This window comes from Pseudoalteromonas sp. MSK9-3 (assembly GCF_003590335.1).
GTDB lineage: Bacteria > Pseudomonadota > Gammaproteobacteria > Enterobacterales > Alteromonadaceae > Pseudoalteromonas.
The window spans coordinates 81,727-97,447 of record NZ_MIET01000027.1 but is presented as its reverse complement, the minus strand read 5'-3'; the positions used below and the strand labels follow the sequence as shown (position 1 = coordinate 97,447).

Here is a 15,721-nt window from a genome sequence, read left to right as displayed (position 1 = left end):
TGCTTGGGTACTCCCTATCCATGCATTTTAATTTTATTGCCGGACGTTTATTTACTATCCCGCTCTTCACCACTATTTTTAAAGATAAGTTAAAATAGATTGAGCAAACACGTGCTCACTGGCAAAATTACCCGAAATAGAATATTAAGTGTGAAATAAATATGGCAAATCTAGAAGCTAACCGCTGGTTCACTGAAGTAAGTGACCGTGATGGCAGCGCTTTTTCTCTGCGCATCAATAAAAAGCTCGATGAGATCCAATCTCCATTTCAAAAAGTCGAAATGTATGAAACAACCGATTTTGGTAATTTAATGATAATTGATGGTTGTACTATGGTGAGCAGCCGAGAAAACTTCTTTTATCATGAAATGATGAGTCATCCCGCTTTGTTTTCTCACCCAGCACCAAAAAATGTGGTGATCATCGGTGGTGGTGACTGTGGCACACTACGTGAGGTATTAAAGCACCCTGACGTAGAATCAGTGACCCAAATAGACATCGACGAAGTCGTCACCAATATGTCCCTAAAATACTTCCCTGAGCTATGCGAGTCTAATAACGACTCACGCGCTACCGTGATGTTTGACGATGGCATTAAATTTATGCGCGAAGCAACAGCTGACTCAATCGATGTAATCATTGTTGATGGCACTGATCCGGTTGGTCCTGGTGAAGGTCTATTTAACCATGCGTTTTATACCAGTTGCCTAAACGCACTACGCACAGGTGGGATCATGATCCAACAAAGTGAATCACCGCTGATGCATATGCCTTTGCTCATTGAAATGCGCGATGCGATGCGTGATGTTGGGTTTAGCGACTTACAAACCTTACCGTTCCCTCAACCGATTTACCCTAGTGGTTTATGGTCATCTACCATGGCACGAAAAGGCGAAGCTTTCTCTGGATTTAGAGAGCAAGATGCTGACAATGCCAAGTTTCATACTGACTATTACAACGTCGGCATTCACAAAGGCGCACTAGCTACACCAAACTTTATGAAGCGTGCTTTTGAAAAATAAATAGAATTATATGAATAAAAAAACCCAAGCCTTGACTTGGGTTTTTTTATTCACTCAGTAAATAACGTTACTTGTGGTATTGCGCGCTGAACTCATGTACTGCATTGATAAATACGCCCGCATTTTCTGGGTCAACTTCAGGTGTAATTCCATGGCCTAAGTTAAATACATGACCATTCCCCTCGCCAAATCCAGCTAAAATGTGCTGTACTTCTTCGCGTATACGCTCTGGCGTGCCATGTAACATTGAAGGGTCCATGTTACCTTGTAATGCAACTTTATCGCCTACACGACGTTTCGCATCACCAATGTCAATAGTCCAGTCAAGCCCAACAGCATCACACCCTGTCGCTGCAATTGCTTCAATCCACTGGCCACCATTTTTAGTGAATAACGTTACTGGTACTTTGCGACCATCATTTTCACGGATAAGACCATCAACAATTTTATGCATATATTGCAAAGAAAACTCTTTGTAATCACGCGGGCTTAACACGCCACCCCATGAATCAAATATCATCAATGATTGTGCACCAGCTTTAACTTGCGCATTCAAATAATCAATGACTGAATCCGCTAACTTATCTAATAGTAAGTGCAGTGTTTTTGGCTCTGCAAAGGCCATTTTCTTGATTTTACCAAAGGTCTTGCTGCTGCCACCTTCAATCATATAAGTAGCTAATGTCCAAGGTGAACCAGAAAACCCAATTAAAGGCACTTCACCTTTAAGTTCACGACGAATGGTACTTACCGCATTCATAACGTATCCCAACTCATCGGTTGGATCTAGCTTAGGGATTTTCTTCACATCAGCAAGAGAACTGATGGGGCGTTCAAATTTAGGGCCTTCGCCTGTTTCAAAGTATAAGCCTAAGCCCATCGCATCTGGAATCGTCAAAATGTCGCTGAATAAAATAGCCGCGTCCAGTGGATAACGACGTAACGGTTGCAATGTTACTTCACACGCTAACTCAGCATTTTTACACAAGCTCATGAAGTCACCAGCTTGAGCGCGAGTAGCACGATATTCTGGCAAATATCGGCCTGCTTGACGCATCATCCATACTGGAGTGACATCAACAGGTTGTTTCATCAACGCACGTAAATAACGATCATTTTTCAATTCGCTCATAGCGACTCTCTCAATTCCAATGCTTTAAAAATTGTGCAGATTGTATCACTATCAAAGCAAACGCTCTATCAAAAGCCCACATCAAAATGACGGAATATGATCTAGATTAAACACCCAACACTGCAAAACACAAACAAACTAACCCCAAAGCGAACGCCGTACATAAAAAACACAAAAACGCTACAAAATATAAACTTTATCATTAAATGATTTAATTACCCAAATCACAACAAACACTTTTTATAATAAAAATAGCAATTATTATCAACGAGCTATTTAGAATATTGACTATCAATTCGAATACTTTTTATTGCCTCTTAATATTAAATTCCCCAAAACAACAACGATATATAAAACAAAGGCTTACATTATTAATTGATAAATAAAAGAAAAATAGGTTGACCTTTGAGGCAGATTTCATTTTCATAGAGGAAAACAACCCGCTAAAGGAGTCCACTATGCTTTCTAGATTAGAACAAGCCCAACAAAAGTGGGGAGGTAGCCATAGTGTTATTGATGCATGGTTGGCTGAACGTCAGGAACTGTTATTACTATATTGTAAAATTGCTGGCTTTTCACCTTATGAAAAGAGTGAACAAGCACTGCCAGATCAGATGCAGATCCAATCATTTTGCCAAATATTAATGGACTATCTATCTGCTGGCCATTTTGAAATTTATGACAACATTGTTGAAGCCTGCAAAGAAAAGGGCACCCAAAGCGCACAGCTTGCTCAAGCCTTATATCCTAAAATTGCCTCAACGACTGACATTGCTTTAGACTTTAATGACAAGTATGCAGAGGCCAATCAAGACAATGCTCTGGTTGAGTTTGATAATGACTTATCTCAGTTAGGTGAAACTTTAGAGCTTCGTTTTGAGCTCGAAGATGAGTTGATTGACAACCTCTATGCAAACTATAGTCGTTAACTCGTTCTACATTGCGGGATGTTGAAATACATCTAATAAAAAAGGGCCCGATGGCCCTTTTTTATTATGAATCATTGCTTGGCAATTATTCTGCAGCCGCTTCTGCTTTTTCGTCTTGAATTTCAAGTAATTCTACTTCAAAAACCAACGTTGAATTAGCTGGGATCTTACCAAGGTCACGTTCACCGTAGCCTAGGTTTGAAGGAATAGTGAACTTGAATTTAGACCCTACTGGCATTAACTGTAAACCTTCAGTCCAACCAGAGATAACACGGTTCAATGGGAACGTAGTTGGCTCGTTACGAGAATAAGAGCTATCAAACTCAGTACCATCAATCAAAGTACCTTTATAATGTACTTTAACCACATCAGTAACTAATGGTTTTTTACCATCAGCAGTGCTTAGCACTTCATACTGTAGGCCAGATTCAGTAACCGTAACACCTTCTTTTTGAGCGTTGTCAGCTAAGAATTTTTCACCTTCAGCTTTGTTCTTTTCAGCATCAGCTTTTGTTTTTTCAGCTTGCAGCTCACGTACTGATGTATCAAGTGCAGTTAATACTTCACGAATTTTTTCTTCGTCAAGTTTCGCTTCACCCGCTAACGCATCTTGGAAACCACGCATTAATAACGCTTGATCAAGTTCTACACCAAAGCCTTTTTTGTCAGCTAAATCTTTTTGTAGGAAATTACCTACTGAAGCGCCAATACCATAAGCTTGTTGTTGTAGTTCTGTTTCAAGCTTCACTTCTACCGGCTTCTCTTCAGCTTTTTGATTACATGCAGTCAATGCTAAAATTGACGCAGCAACTAAAGACAATTTAATCGTCTGTTTCATTCTATTTAGTCTCTCTTAATCTGACTTACCTTACAGCAGTCTGTTAATATTATATTAATGGTTAAATCTATTGTAGCCACATTATCATTCATCGCAGTCGATGCCAAACGCAAACGCTAAACAGCGTATAGTAAACGCGACTTTAGCGGGTTGATACGCTAGTATCAAAGAATGCATCACTTTAAAATGGGCAGATAGCACATAGTCTACCCTTTGAGTAACATGACGTTAAGGGAAAATACCGATATTATGCCCAATGTTTTTCATGCCAGTGCTTTACTGTCACTTATGACTTTACTAGGCTGCTCTGATGCACCAAATCAATCCGATTTGACCATTGAGCATGCTGCACGAGGCGCTTTTGCAGCCGCTTTGTCTCATGACGGTCGTTATAGCCTAGTTTCGTCTGTAGAACATGGTGTTAGTCTATGGGATAATCAAGAGCATGGTTTAAAATATCAGTGGCACCAATCCCAAATACACAACAACTTAGTCCATTCGCTCGCCATTGCCTATGACAATAGCTTTGCTGTTACTGCTGAAAACAACACCTTTGCTATTTGGAATATACAAAGCGGCCAAAACCAAGGGTTCTTTCAAATAAAACAAGGGACCATTCGTGATATTGCAATTAGCAATCAAGGCCGGTACGTCTTATATGGTCGCAGTGACAACGTAGTTGTTCACTTAGACTTAGTCAGTGGTAGGCGTATAGAGTTCCTTGGTCATCAAGAAAAAATTAATAGTATTGCGTTATCCCCTAATGGCCACTTTGCCCTCACAGGTGCCAATGATTACAGCGCCTACTTTTGGGATACACGAACAGGCCAGGTCATTCACCGCTTCAACCACCCCAGTAGAGTGACTAAAGTCGCGCTGGATGCCAGTGGGCAATACGCTTTCACAGCCGACAGTTTAAAAAAAGCCAGTATTTGGCAATTGACTTCAGGTGATCTTGTTTCACAATTGCAGTATATTGCGCGACAGAAAATATTCAGTGCAGTGCGCTTTAGCGAAAAAAGCAATTTGCTGTTAACCGGCTCTCCCAGTCGCCAGCTTGACTTGTGGCAAGTAAGTAACGGTAAAAAGCTAGATTCTTGGCTGGTTGAACCCAGAGCTGGCAGCAGACCAAAATCTGCGGTCGTATTTGACGTCGCATTTTTAGAGCAAGAAAACGCACTGCTCACCGAAAGCTCCAGCGGATTACTAGAGCGATTTAAGCAAGCGAGCCATTAATGACCGATTTAGAAAACAGAGTGATGGAACTTGAGGCTAAAGTATCTTTTCAAGACGATACGATAGAAACCTTAAATGATGAACTGCGCACGCACCAAAGACACTTGGCAAAAATGCAACGCCAAATTGAATTGATCGGCGAGAAAATGAAAGAAAGTCAAGATTCAGGTCTTATACCGCAGCATCAAGAGCCACCACCGCCCCATTATTGATACATTTAGGCCAGAGTTTATTCTGGCTTAAATACACCAATCACTTGTTCAAACTGCCGAGTAGAAGCTTGTACCGCTTCTTTTGGTTGTGTCATAACGTGACCACACTCAACGCACTCTACTTTTTCTACGTCATGCTCTTTAAACAGCATCATCACATCCATCTTTTTACATTCTGGGCAAGATGCGCCGGCAATAAAGCGTTTCTTTTGTCTCACTCTGCTCCCCTAATACTGGGTTATACTACAACCCAGCTATTTTATCCTAAAGCGACTAAGCATGATACGCTTGAAAAGGATAAAGCAGATCATGTTATGATAGCCACAATGCGTCTTTAGAATTGAAATTATGATCCAGCTGTCTGATATTGAATTACTTCGTGGTGGTAAAACACTGTTAAAAAATGCCAACGCTACTTTATTTCCCGAACATAAAGTCGGCCTAGTTGGCGCAAATGGGTGTGGTAAATCGTCTCTTTTCGCGCTGCTAAAAGGTGAATTGCAATTAGACTCTGGTGATTTTCAATTTCCTAAAGACTGGTCTATTGCCTCAGTTAAACAAGAAACCCCCGCATTAGAGATAAGCGCCCTTGAATATGTATTACAAGGTCATACCGAGTATTACCAGTGCCGTATGGCGCTGAAAGAGGCTGAAGTCAATGGCGATGGTGCAGCGCAAGCCAAAGTGCATCAAAAACTAGAGCTAATTGAAGGCTATAGTATTGAATCTAAAGCAGGCGAGCTACTTCATGGTTTGGGGTTTAGCAACGAACAAATCGACAACCCTGTGAGTGCTTTTTCTGGTGGCTGGCGAATGCGTTTAAATTTAGCACAAGCACTTATTCGCGATGCTGATTTGCTGCTTCTTGATGAGCCCACCAACCACTTAGACTTAGACGCAGTGTATTGGCTTGAGCGTTTTTTACGCGCTTACACTGGCACGCTGGTACTCATTTCGCACGACAGAGAGTTTTTAGACGCGGTGATCGACCAAATCTGGCACATAGATCAAAACCTCATCAATGTATATAAAGGTCACTACTCTCAGTTTGAGCGTCAAAAAGCAGAACGAATGGCACAGCACCAAGCCATGTTTGAAAAGCAGCAAGAACATATTGCCCATTTAGAACAATTCATTACACGATTTAAGGCCAAAGCAAGTAAAGCTAAGCAAGCCCAAAGTCGCGTAAAAGCACTAGAACGTATGGAAAAACTGGCGCCCGCCCATGCTGACTCACCATTTAACTTTGAATTTGCACAGCCCAGCGCACTGCCTAATCCCTTAATGACATTAGATAACGCGGTGGCAGGATATGGCGATGTCACCATCTTACATAAAATCAAATTAAACCTTGTGCCGGGTAGTCGCATCGCTTTACTGGGTCGTAATGGCGCGGGTAAATCAACGCTTATTAAGCTATTAGCTGGCGAATTAACACCACAAGCGGGTGAAGTATTTCAGCATCAAGGGTTAAATGTCGGTTATTTCGCTCAACACCAGTTAGAGTCGTTAGACTTACAAGCAAATGCCATCACACATTTACAGCGCTTAGACCCTAAAGCCAGCGAACAATCATTAAGAGATTTTTTAGGGGGATTTGCATTTATTGGCGATAAAGCCCTAGAGCCAGTAGCCCCTTTCTCTGGGGGTGAAAAAGCACGTTTAGTACTCGCTATGCTCGTTTACCAAAAGCCTAACTTACTGCTACTTGATGAACCAACCAACCACCTAGACCTCGAAATGCGCCACGCACTCGTTATGGCACTCCAAGGGTTTGAAGGCGCGATGGTGACGGTATCGCACGATCGCCATATGCTAAAAAATACCGCTGATGAATACTATTTAGTCGATAACGGTACTGTTACACAATTTGGCTACGATTTGGATGAGTATTATCAATGGTTACTTAACGCCAACAAAGAGGCTGCTAAAAAGCCAGAAGTTGAGTCAAAGAGTCATTCGAGCAGTAACCGTAAAGAACAAAAACGCCTAGAAGCCGAATTCAGAAAGTCAGTCCAACCGCTTAAAAAGCAAATAGAAAAATTAGAAAAATCACTGGATAAATATACGGATGAACTATCCGCAATTGAACTACAGCTGGCTGACAACGATCTTTATCATGACGATAATAAAGCCAAATTGACGACACTGCTTAGCCAACAAGCCGACGTTACCCCAAAGCTCAATCAAATTGAAGAAGACCTACTGTTGTCACTAGAGGAGCTAGAAGAAAAAGAGCGCGCATTTGAAGAAGGCGTTGATGCATGAAGGTGCTTTCAGCAGCACATTTCTGGCTGTTTTCTTGTGAAGTCTATGCAATGAAAGATATGCAACCTCAGCTGTTGTCATTGCAAGACAAACACAATAAAAATGTAAATTTATGCTTGCTGTTACTGTATTTGGATACACTTCAAATACAGCTTTCAGCCGCTCAGTGTCATGCGCTGGAAAGTCTTTGTGGTGATATCGATGCGCAATTTTTAATGCAGCATCGTTTATTACGCCGTACCTTGAAATCAACCTACCAACAGCACCCCCATTATCACGATGTTCGGGCCCAATTACTCAATAGTGAGTTAGCTCTTGAAAAGTTTCAACAATCGCTATTAGTCGACGCATTAAACAAGACCGTTATGACTGAGAATTTAACAGCAGATAACCTCAGCCTGTACCTTGAAAGTCAGCACCTGAACGCACTTAAACGGTGCTATTTAGGCCCAAAAACATGATCGAGATCAAAGTGTCCAACTAAGTCCTACACCGCACCTAATAAACTTGATCTTGATCATCATTTGCTCAGCCTTGCTCTACTAATATGAGTACATCAACTAATTAGGAGGCACGGCAATGAGCGTATTCTTCAGAGACTTTTTTACTGACCCAGTCTTATTTTTATCATTCGGGTTTTTAGCGATTGTTATCGGCCTGTGTCTTTTCTATGTGTATTATTTCATGAAAAAAATAAACGATGCTGAGGTGCCTGAACAATAGCATTGTTATTCAGTACATAGATAAACCGTCAGTTCCCGACATTAAAGAATTAAGCACGACGCACAAAGCACCTTACTAACCTAGTTAGTCGGGTGCTTTTTATTAGCTGCGATTTCGCTTATATAATCCTCAACAGGCACAGTGTTTTTTGTTAAACTAGTTGGCCCGTTGATAGCAAGATGTTTTATGGACTACTCATTTAAAAGTGCATGGTGGATGCGCAATAGACATGTGCAAACGATACTGCCGCGTTTTTTTAGACCTTTTCATAAAGTCCCGGTGTGCTTTGAAGAACTGAATACGCCAGATGGCGACTTTCTTGAGCTAGCATGGGCACCACAGAAAAAAACCAAAGCACCTATTGCCATTATTTTGCATGGTTTAGAAGGTAATATTAATAGTTTTTATGCCAAAGGTATGTTGAACGCCCTGAGTAATCATGGTTTTAATACCGTTCTAATGCACTTTCGAAACTGCTCACGCGCGCCCAATAAATTAGCCAGGGCTTATCACAGTGGTGAGACAAGTGACTTGGCTTACCTAGTACAAACATTAAAGCAACGCTATGTTGACAGCCCACTCTACGCCGTCGGGTTTTCCTTAGGCGGAAATGTGCTAGCAAAGTATTTAGGTGAACAGCAGCACAATAGTGGTTTATCTGGCGCAGCGGTGATTTCAGCCCCTTACCACCTGTCATCTTCTTGCCAAGTGATCCGACAAAGCTGCTATGGTCTGTACCAAAAATACTTGCTTGATAGAATGAAAAAGTCATTCTCTCGAAAGCTACCAACTATTCAAAGTGTATTACCAATAGATAAAAACACGCTAAACAACCTAAATGACCTATGGCAGTTTGATAACCTCATTACCGCCCCTCTGCATGGTTTTAAAGGCGCGGAAGATTATTATCAAAAGGCCAGTGCCCAATCTTATCTAAAAACGATTCAAACCCCGACTCTGCTGATCCACGCCAAAGATGATCCCATGCTATCTACACAGGCTATTCCTGATCAAGGTCAAGTCAGCGGTTCTGTTAAACTGGCGGTCTCTGAACAAGGTGGGCATGTTGGTTTCATTGGCGGAAAAAATCCCTTAAAGCCTCAGTTTTGGCTTGAACAAATCGTGCCACACTATTTCTCTTCTCTTAAAGTTACGGACAAATCTCGATGATCATTCCCCATCAACAGCTCGACCCTAATACACTGACTAACCTACTAGAGCACTATGTATTGCGTGAAGGGACTGACTATGGTGAACAAGAGTTTTCTACTGAGCAAAAAATGGAACACGTTAAAGCCCTGCTTATCTCAGGAGAGGCTTTGATTGTATTCTCAGAGCTACATGAATCTGTCAATATAGTGACTAAAGCCCAATTTAATGCCATGCAAAGTGAAGATTACCAGTAGTTCAGCTACTTTTTCATCCTGAACACTGTCTTTATGTAGTAGGCAATCGCTCCCAATATAGATGTAATAAATAAATTAATAAATGCGAAATACAAAGTTCCTTTTATTTCTTCTACACGACCAAAATCAAATACTCCATATATGTTATAAGTGACCAACACAATAGCAGATACAAATGGTAGAGCTAAATAAGCGTTAATATTTTTAGCATTAAATGGATATTGCTCATGTACAAAGTAAATAAATATACCAAGTGAACCAACTAAGAGTTTAAGAATACTAGAGCTAATTATTAATTCTAATATATATGTGAATACAACGATAAATACCATACAGATCCAAGCTAATTAAGCAAAAGCAAAGCCTATGGTATCATCAAAAAAGGTACATTATTAGATCATGTTACACCATCAACCTACCTAGTTCCTAAAACATTACATTTAATATTGAGTGCTATACATCACTACCAGAAACTCGTTTTGACGCGTGAAAAATCAAGATTACTCCTAAGAAAGTTTTTACCGCTTTGTTTTTCAGTTATAGTCTAGTCATGACAACTAAACTATATAGGCAAAATCATGACCTTACGCTATTCTCTTTGCGCTTTGGCATTGGTAGTTTCAGGTGTACAAGCTAAAGATTATCAAGCATCTGAACTTGCTCACCGTCTTGCACAACAAAATATTCTGATAGATACACACATTGACGTACCGTATCGTTTAAAAATGCAATGGGATGATGTAACTAAAGCGACAGACGGTGGTGACTTTGATTACCCAAGAGCTGTAAAAGGCGGCTTAAACGCGCCATTTATGTCAATTTACATTCCCGCAAACCTAGAATTTGAAGGTAAAGGAAAAAGCTATTTACTCGCAAACCAATTAATTGATGGTATGGAAGCCTTGGCTTTTCGAGCGCCTGATAAGTTCGCAATTGCTTATTCAACAAAAGACATTCACAGCCATTTTAGACAAAAGAAAATGTCCATTGCGATGGGAATGGAAAATGGTTCGCCAATTGAAGGGGATCTAAGTAACCTCAAACATTTCTTTGACCGCGGCGTGCGTTATATCACCCTGGCACATTCACAAAGTAACCATATATCTGATTCATCGTACGATGTACGTAGAAAATGGAAAGGACTGAGCCCATTTGGCAAAGAACTCGTAGTTGAAATGAATAAGATTGGTATGTTAATTGATGTATCACATATTTCTGATGACGCTTTTTATCAAACTATGGAAATATCTAAAGTACCGGTTATTGCCTCTCACTCCTCGTTGCGCAAGTATACACCCGGTTTTGAGCGCAATATGGATGATAAAATGCTAAAAGCCCTGAAAAAAAATGGGGGGGTTATTCAAATAAACTTTGGCTCTAGTTTTGTCACCGCCACCTCAAGAAACTGGTACGACGGACGGAACAAAGCACGTCAAGAGGCGCAAGAACAGGGCACTGCAAGCACCAACTTTGCGGCGGCATACCGTGCGAAAAACCCATTCCCATTCGCTACGTTAGAGCAAGTGCTTGATCATATTGATCATGTTGTTAAGCTCATAGGCATTGATCATGTTGGCATTGGGTCTGATTATGACGGAGTAGGCGACTCTTTACCCATTGGCTTAAAAGATGTATCTACCTATCCAAACCTAGTACAAGGGTTATTAGATAGAGGATATAGCCAAGGACACATTAAAAAAATCTTAGGGGGAAATACTCTGAGAGTATGGCGACAAGCTGAAGAGTACGCACGTCAATTTTAACGTTTATATCAGGCAATGATGAGATTATTGTTGCCTATACTCACTTCATTTTAAATAGTCACTCAGGTAGTTTTCTGTAACATTAAACGTAATTTAGAAAAATCAGAAGAGAAGTCGCTTTAAAAAGCGATATTTAAGATAAGGGGTTTTAGATTTAAAATACAGGAATTGGTTGCGGGAGCCGGATTTGAACCGACGACCTTCGGGTTATGAGCCCGACGAGCTACCAGGCTGCTCCATCCCGCGCCTGTATTGCAGAGATTGTTTTAAGTTGCTCTACATGACAACTTTGGCTACCAAACTTACAAAAAGAATTGGTTGCGGGAGCCGGATTTGAACCGACGACCTTCGGGTTATGAGCCCGACGAGCTACCAGGCTGCTCCATCCCGCGCCTGTATTGCAGAAATTGTTTTAAGTTGCTCTACATGACAACTTTTGGCCACCAAACTTATAAAAAGAATTGGTTGCGGGAGCCGGATTTGAACCGACGACCTTCGGGTTATGAGCCCGACGAGCTACCAGGCTGCTCCATCCCGCGCCTGTAGTTTAAGCTATAAAATCTTAAACTTAACCCTCAAATAACACGTTAAGATAACTTGTCTTTCGAAGAGGTCGCTATAGTATAGGATCCTATTTTAAATGCAAGTATTTAAGTGCTTAATTTATACTAAACACGCTTATTTATAAGGTTACTGCGCAACTTTGGTCTCTATTGACCATTTTTCACTCTTTAGGGCGTGTGTGTGGTGTGATGATTGTGCGCCACGGCCAATCTGCATGACCCATCACAATGAAATCGGGGTTTTCAATACTATCTCGTTGATTGTAAGTTAGTGGGTTAAATTCAGCATCAGTAATGCTGCCACCCGCTTCTTCAACAATAACTTGTGACGCACCGGTGTCCCATTCCCCCGTAGGGCCTACTCGCAAAAAACAATCTGCTTTACCTTCGGCGATAATACACGCTTTAAGTGAACAGGAGCCCATAGGTACCGTATCAAATTTATTCTCTACAAATTGGCTTACCACGGCTAAGTTTTGTCTGCGGCTCACCGCCAGTGTCAAATTACTGGGTTGTGACACGCATATCTGTTGCTCATTGCCGTCGGCTCGTTTAAACGCGCCAGCACCTTTTAAAGCATAATAGGTTGTGTTTTTCACTGGCCAGTAAATCACCCCCAACACAGGTTCATTATTCTCAATCAAGGCAATATTCACCGCAAAATCGCCACTTTCTAGAATAAACTCTCCTGTCCCATCAAGGGGATCTAACAACCAGTACCGCTGCCAATGTTGGCGCTCTGATAATGCAGGAATAGGAGTTTCTTCCGACATAATAGGAATATCAGGCGTTAGCTGCTTTAATCCTGCCATCAGCACATCATTCGCTGCGATATCGGCTAATGTTACCGGCGTATGGTCTGACTTTTCACGCGCACCAATGTCATCATTTTTGTAAATAGCCATAATGGCTGCGCCAGCTTGTTCCGCTAATTTTATACAGGGCTCTAATAATGTATGCAAAATCACGCCTCCGACGCTAAAAACTGCTGAAGTAGTAATAAGGCAGCCACACTACGCGCTTCAGTAAAGTCAGACTGTGTTAATAACGACTGCCACTCATCCAAGGGCCACTTTACAACAACCAATTCTTCAGGTTCATCGCCTTCCAGTGACTCAGGATACAAATCTTGCGCCACGAGTATGTGCATCTTCGCATTAAAATAACTCGGCACCAGCGATAAAGTTTTCAAATCAGAAAATTGCTTCGCCCCCATACCCACTTCTTCTTTTAACTCGCGATTACCCGCTTCAATGGGCGCTTCTCCGGGATCAATAAGTCCTTTCGGGAACCCTAATTGGTAGTTGTGCGTGCCCGCACAATACTCTCTAACTAGTAAAAGCTCATTATCAGCGGTGATTGGGATCACCATCACAGCCCCGCGCCCACCGCCACGTACACGTTCATAAGTACGGTTTTCTCCATTAGAAAACTGTAAATCAAGAGACTCAATGGTGAATAGCTTACTTTTGGCCACAACTTCACAAGTTATGATCTCAGGTGGTGACGGGTGCTTTTTCTGTGACATAGGCGTTTTTTTGCTATTATGGCGGTAACTTAATCATAAAGCCTTTAACGAAAAATGCCTATGCTAAATTGGTCAAATATCGATACCGTTTTACTTGATATGGATGGAACGCTACTTGATTTACACTTCGACAGCCACTTTTGGTTAACCGTTATCCCACGAGAGCATGCCAAAAAACAAAATATCACGCTAGCTGAAGCAACCGCTGACATAATGAAGCGTTATGAAGCCGTGGGCGGGCAAATTCAATGGTATTGCTTAGATTATTGGCAAGCACAGCTCGATTTACCAATAATGGCACTCAAGCGCGAAATACAACATTTGATTACCATACGTGAAGACACGCCCGCTTTTTTAAACGCGTTAAAATCGGCAGGGAAAGAGCTTATTCTATTAACGAACGCACACCCGGATAGCCTGTCCTTAAAGATTGAGCGCACCCAATTCGATCAGTATTTAGATAAAATAATTTCAACGCATGAATATGGTGTGAGTAAAGAAAGCCAAAGCTTATGGCAACAAGTACAAGCAGACCTACAATTTGATAAAGCCCGTACTTTGTTTGTTGATGATAGTTTAGCGGTGCTCGATGCAGCAAAGCAGTATGGTATTGCCCACTTATTAGCCGTGGCGAATCCGGATAGTCAGCAGCCAGCAAATAACATTACTGGCTACCATGCAATCACAGATTACCGTACTCTATTACCATTAACTGATCACTAAATTAGCTTGGGTAGCGTTCGACTAGTCCAGCATAGACGTTCTTCGCAAAGTCTGGGTGCTCTGTATCTAGACTTTTTACCACCTCTACGAGATGTTCGTTGTCTTCTTGACCATTCCACACTTTAATATATGTACCATCTTTATATCCATGGTCTTGACGGAAGAAGTTGAGTGTATTTTTACCTACATAACCCCGGTATAAATCGTCAATACTCATATCAATTTGCTGCATACAACCCGAAAATGCTTGCGCATTGAATGTTTTTTCAGCGACAGCAGAAGCAGCAAGTTGCTCTAATGTTTGCTTAAAATCAGCGTCACACTGTGGTTGCTGTAATTGCGTATCAAGCTGCTCTGCAAGCGCTTGGTATGAGGTTTTTCCATCAATGCGCAGTGATAATCCAAAATGGAAAATATCGACAAGCTCTAGAATCACTTGCTCTGTATCAGGCGTTTGTTTTTTCCACCACTTCCAGCCGTAATGGTCCAGCATTTCGGCACATTCAACCCAGATAGCACGATACCAATCAAACCCTTGATTAAACCATTGCTCATGAACTTTAGTGTTCATGGCATTTTGCATTTCTAGCATTACAACCAGTTTAGTGACATTGGCAGACATTGTGCTCTCTCTATGATCATTTCAAAGGCAATATGATACCCCACTGAAAGAAATTCGCCACTTGTCCGTTCTAATACTGTTCACTAATTTAAGAATGAGAGTTCTATGCGTTTTTTTACTGTAATATCTATGATAGTCATCGCCCTAGTGAATATTCACTCAGCAAATGCCGCTCAAATCACCAACATTGCTTCATCTCCTGAACAAGTAAGCCCCCTATTACCTGGACTAAACGCTCCAAAACTTACCCTTATGAACCAAAGTAATAAAGCGGTAAATTTAGAGCGTCTTTATGCAAATAAAGCCACCGTTGTGGTGGTCTATCGCGGAGGCTGGTGCCCATATTGCTCTCGCCAACTTGCTGGTATAAAGAAAATTGAAAGCCAAATTGCACAATATGGTGCGCAAATTATTGCAGTGGCACCAGATAGCCCTGCAGAGCTGGCAAAAAGCAAAATAGACTCCCCCAACTACCAGTTACTATCAGATAACAAACTGGCATTTACTCAAGCATTGGGATTGGCCTACTTTTTAGATGATAAAACGGCCAAAGCGTATCGCGATCGTATGGGAGTCAACTTTGTTGATTTAGACGGACAAAGTAAAGTTGCATTACCTGTACCAGCAGTATTTGTGATTGATAAAAAAGGGTTGGTGCAATTCCAATATGCTAATCCAAATTACAAAGTGCGCTTGGATGAGTCTGTTTTGCTAGCAGCAGTGAAAGCAGCCAGCGCGCTATAGGCTATATTTAAA

Annotated in this window: 18 protein-coding genes and 3 tRNA genes; 11 read left to right on the top strand and 10 right to left on the bottom strand. The window is 41.3% G+C overall.

What is annotated here, in order from left to right; genetic code table 11:
• Positions 1-161: 161 nt before the first annotated feature.
• Complete coding sequence (gene speE, locus BGP78_RS11695) at positions 162-1,022, top strand: polyamine aminopropyltransferase (protein WP_119861555.1); 861 nt, start codon at positions 162-164, stop codon at positions 1,020-1,022.
• A 67-nt stretch (positions 1,023-1,089) separates the two neighbouring features.
• On the opposite strand, the gene hemE is transcribed toward speE, so the two are convergent.
• Positions 1,090-2,154 (bottom strand): uroporphyrinogen decarboxylase, encoded by a 1,065-nt coding sequence (hemE, locus tag BGP78_RS11690; RefSeq protein WP_119861554.1) that lies wholly within the window; start codon positions 2,152-2,154, stop codon positions 1,090-1,092.
• Positions 2,155-2,612: 458 nt separating this feature from the next.
• On the opposite strand from hemE, the gene rsd reads away from it, so the two are divergent.
• Positions 2,613-3,083: a sigma D regulator gene (rsd, locus tag BGP78_RS11685; protein WP_119861553.1), complete on the top strand. Its 471-nt coding sequence runs from the start codon at positions 2,613-2,615 to the stop codon at positions 3,081-3,083.
• 85 nt (positions 3,084-3,168) lie between these two features.
• On the opposite strand, the gene fkpA is transcribed toward rsd, so the two are convergent.
• Entirely contained in the window at positions 3,169-3,921 is a 753-nt protein-coding gene (fkpA, locus tag BGP78_RS11680; RefSeq protein WP_119861552.1) for an FKBP-type peptidyl-prolyl cis-trans isomerase, read from the bottom strand.
• Positions 3,922-4,170: 249 nt separating this feature from the next.
• Here fkpA and BGP78_RS11675 point away from each other — a divergent pair, with 249 nt between their 5' ends.
• Entirely contained in the window at positions 4,171-5,157 is a 987-nt protein-coding gene (locus BGP78_RS11675) for a WD40 repeat domain-containing protein (protein WP_119861551.1), read from the top strand.
• Positions 5,157-5,369: a SlyX family protein gene (locus BGP78_RS11670; protein ID WP_010363806.1), complete on the top strand. Its 213-nt coding sequence runs from the start codon at positions 5,157-5,159 to the stop codon at positions 5,367-5,369. The genes BGP78_RS11675 and BGP78_RS11670 overlap by 1 nt, the downstream gene beginning before the upstream one ends.
• A 17-nt stretch (positions 5,370-5,386) precedes the next feature.
• Here the strand turns inward: BGP78_RS11670 and BGP78_RS11665 are convergent, their stop codons facing one another.
• Positions 5,387-5,587 (bottom strand): YheV family putative zinc ribbon protein, encoded by a 201-nt coding sequence (locus tag BGP78_RS11665; RefSeq protein ID WP_119861550.1) that lies wholly within the window; start codon positions 5,585-5,587, stop codon positions 5,387-5,389.
• 130 nt (positions 5,588-5,717) lie between these two features.
• On the opposite strand from BGP78_RS11665, the gene BGP78_RS11660 reads away from it, so the two are divergent.
• The 4 genes from BGP78_RS11660 to BGP78_RS11645 all read left to right on the top strand — a co-directional run bounded on the left by BGP78_RS11660 (position 5,718) and on the right by BGP78_RS11645 (position 9,766).
• Entirely contained in the window at positions 5,718-7,637 is a 1,920-nt protein-coding gene (locus BGP78_RS11660) for an ATP-binding cassette domain-containing protein (RefSeq protein ID WP_119861549.1), read from the top strand.
• Positions 7,634-8,098 carry a TIGR02444 family protein gene (locus tag BGP78_RS11655; RefSeq protein ID WP_119861548.1) on the top strand — a complete coding sequence of 155 codons (465 nt, stop codon included), beginning with the start codon at positions 7,634-7,636 and terminating at the stop codon, positions 8,096-8,098. The genes BGP78_RS11660 and BGP78_RS11655 overlap by 4 nt, the downstream gene beginning before the upstream one ends.
• 448 nt (positions 8,099-8,546) lie before the next feature.
• Positions 8,547-9,530 carry a hydrolase gene (locus BGP78_RS11650; RefSeq protein ID WP_119861547.1) on the top strand — a complete coding sequence of 328 codons (984 nt, stop codon included), beginning with the start codon at positions 8,547-8,549 and terminating at the stop codon, positions 9,528-9,530.
• Complete coding sequence (locus BGP78_RS11645; protein WP_119861546.1) at positions 9,527-9,766, top strand: YheU family protein; 240 nt, start codon at positions 9,527-9,529, stop codon at positions 9,764-9,766. The genes BGP78_RS11650 and BGP78_RS11645 overlap by 4 nt, the downstream gene beginning before the upstream one ends.
• 5 nt (positions 9,767-9,771) lie before the next feature.
• Here the strand turns inward: BGP78_RS11645 and BGP78_RS11640 are convergent, their stop codons facing one another.
• Positions 9,772-10,098 carry a hypothetical protein gene (locus BGP78_RS11640; protein WP_119861545.1) on the bottom strand — a complete coding sequence of 109 codons (327 nt, stop codon included), beginning with the start codon at positions 10,096-10,098 and terminating at the stop codon, positions 9,772-9,774.
• 246 nt (positions 10,099-10,344) lie between these two features.
• On the opposite strand from BGP78_RS11640, the gene BGP78_RS11635 reads away from it, so the two are divergent.
• The gene (locus tag BGP78_RS11635) at positions 10,345-11,529 is read left to right on the top strand and encodes a dipeptidase (RefSeq protein WP_119861544.1); all 1,185 of its coding nucleotides are present in this window, start codon (positions 10,345-10,347) and stop codon (positions 11,527-11,529) included.
• A 169-nt stretch (positions 11,530-11,698) separates the two neighbouring features.
• Here the strand turns inward: BGP78_RS11635 and BGP78_RS11630 are convergent.
• The 5 genes from BGP78_RS11630 to nudE all read right to left on the bottom strand — a co-directional run bounded on the left by BGP78_RS11630 (position 11,699) and on the right by nudE (position 13,620).
• Positions 11,699-11,775: transfer RNA gene (locus BGP78_RS11630), tRNA-Met, on the bottom strand.
• 69 nt (positions 11,776-11,844) lie between these two features.
• Positions 11,845-11,921, bottom strand: a tRNA-Met gene (locus BGP78_RS11625).
• A 70-nt stretch (positions 11,922-11,991) separates the two neighbouring features.
• A tRNA-Met gene (locus BGP78_RS11620) sits at positions 11,992-12,068 on the bottom strand.
• 185 nt (positions 12,069-12,253) lie between these two features.
• Positions 12,254-13,054, bottom strand: coding sequence for a 3'(2'),5'-bisphosphate nucleotidase CysQ (gene cysQ / locus BGP78_RS11615; protein ID WP_119861543.1), 801 nt, complete (start codon positions 13,052-13,054; stop codon positions 12,254-12,256).
• 2 nt (positions 13,055-13,056) lie between these two features.
• A complete protein-coding gene (gene nudE, locus BGP78_RS11610) occupies positions 13,057-13,620 on the bottom strand; it encodes an ADP compounds hydrolase NudE (RefSeq protein ID WP_119861542.1) in 564 nt (187 codons plus the stop codon).
• A 60-nt stretch (positions 13,621-13,680) separates the two neighbouring features.
• Here nudE and yrfG point away from each other — a divergent pair, with 60 nt between their 5' ends.
• A complete protein-coding gene (gene yrfG, locus BGP78_RS11605; protein WP_119861692.1) occupies positions 13,681-14,343 on the top strand; it encodes a GMP/IMP nucleotidase in 663 nt (220 codons plus the stop codon).
• Position 14,344: 1 nt separating this feature from the next.
• Here yrfG and BGP78_RS11600 read toward each other — a convergent pair whose 3' ends face one another.
• Positions 14,345-14,965 (bottom strand): dUTP diphosphatase, encoded by a 621-nt coding sequence (locus tag BGP78_RS11600; RefSeq protein WP_119861541.1) that lies wholly within the window; start codon positions 14,963-14,965, stop codon positions 14,345-14,347.
• Positions 14,966-15,070: 105 nt separating this feature from the next.
• On the opposite strand from BGP78_RS11600, the gene BGP78_RS11595 reads away from it, so the two are divergent.
• Entirely contained in the window at positions 15,071-15,709 is a 639-nt protein-coding gene (locus BGP78_RS11595) for a peroxiredoxin-like family protein (RefSeq protein WP_119861540.1), read from the top strand.
• The last annotated feature ends 12 nt before the right edge of the window (positions 15,710-15,721 follow it).

Bases quoted from the DNA above. Each gene is read 5' to 3' on its own strand.
- BGP78_RS11660 (WP_119861549.1), top strand. From the start codon at position 5,718: ATGATCCAGCTGTCTGATATTGAATTACTTCGTGGTGGTAAAACACTG.
- BGP78_RS11645 (WP_119861546.1), top strand. From the start codon at position 9,527: ATGATCATTCCCCATCAACAGCTCGACCCTAATACACTGACTAACCTA.
- nudE (WP_119861542.1), bottom strand. From the start codon at position 13,620: ATGTCACAGAAAAAGCACCCGTCACCACCTGAGATCATAACTTGTGAA.
- BGP78_RS11600 (WP_119861541.1), bottom strand. From the start codon at position 14,965: ATGTCTGCCAATGTCACTAAACTGGTTGTAATGCTAGAAATGCAAAAT.
- BGP78_RS11635 (WP_119861544.1), top strand. From the start codon at position 10,345: ATGACCTTACGCTATTCTCTTTGCGCTTTGGCATTGGTAGTTTCAGGT.
- BGP78_RS11595 (WP_119861540.1), top strand. From the start codon at position 15,071: ATGCGTTTTTTTACTGTAATATCTATGATAGTCATCGCCCTAGTGAAT.
- BGP78_RS11670 (WP_010363806.1), top strand. From the start codon at position 5,157: ATGACCGATTTAGAAAACAGAGTGATGGAACTTGAGGCTAAAGTATCT.
- BGP78_RS11655 (WP_119861548.1), top strand. From the start codon at position 7,634: ATGAAGGTGCTTTCAGCAGCACATTTCTGGCTGTTTTCTTGTGAAGTC.
- BGP78_RS11650 (WP_119861547.1), top strand. From the start codon at position 8,547: ATGGACTACTCATTTAAAAGTGCATGGTGGATGCGCAATAGACATGTG.
- BGP78_RS11675 (WP_119861551.1), top strand. From the start codon at position 4,171: ATGCCCAATGTTTTTCATGCCAGTGCTTTACTGTCACTTATGACTTTA.
- speE (WP_119861555.1), top strand. From the start codon at position 162: ATGGCAAATCTAGAAGCTAACCGCTGGTTCACTGAAGTAAGTGACCGT.
- yrfG (WP_119861692.1), top strand. From the start codon at position 13,681: ATGCTAAATTGGTCAAATATCGATACCGTTTTACTTGATATGGATGGA.
- hemE (WP_119861554.1), bottom strand. From the start codon at position 2,154: ATGAGCGAATTGAAAAATGATCGTTATTTACGTGCGTTGATGAAACAA.
- BGP78_RS11640 (WP_119861545.1), bottom strand. From the start codon at position 10,098: ATGGTATTTATCGTTGTATTCACATATATATTAGAATTAATAATTAGC.
- rsd (WP_119861553.1), top strand. From the start codon at position 2,613: ATGCTTTCTAGATTAGAACAAGCCCAACAAAAGTGGGGAGGTAGCCAT.
- fkpA (WP_119861552.1), bottom strand. From the start codon at position 3,921: ATGAAACAGACGATTAAATTGTCTTTAGTTGCTGCGTCAATTTTAGCA.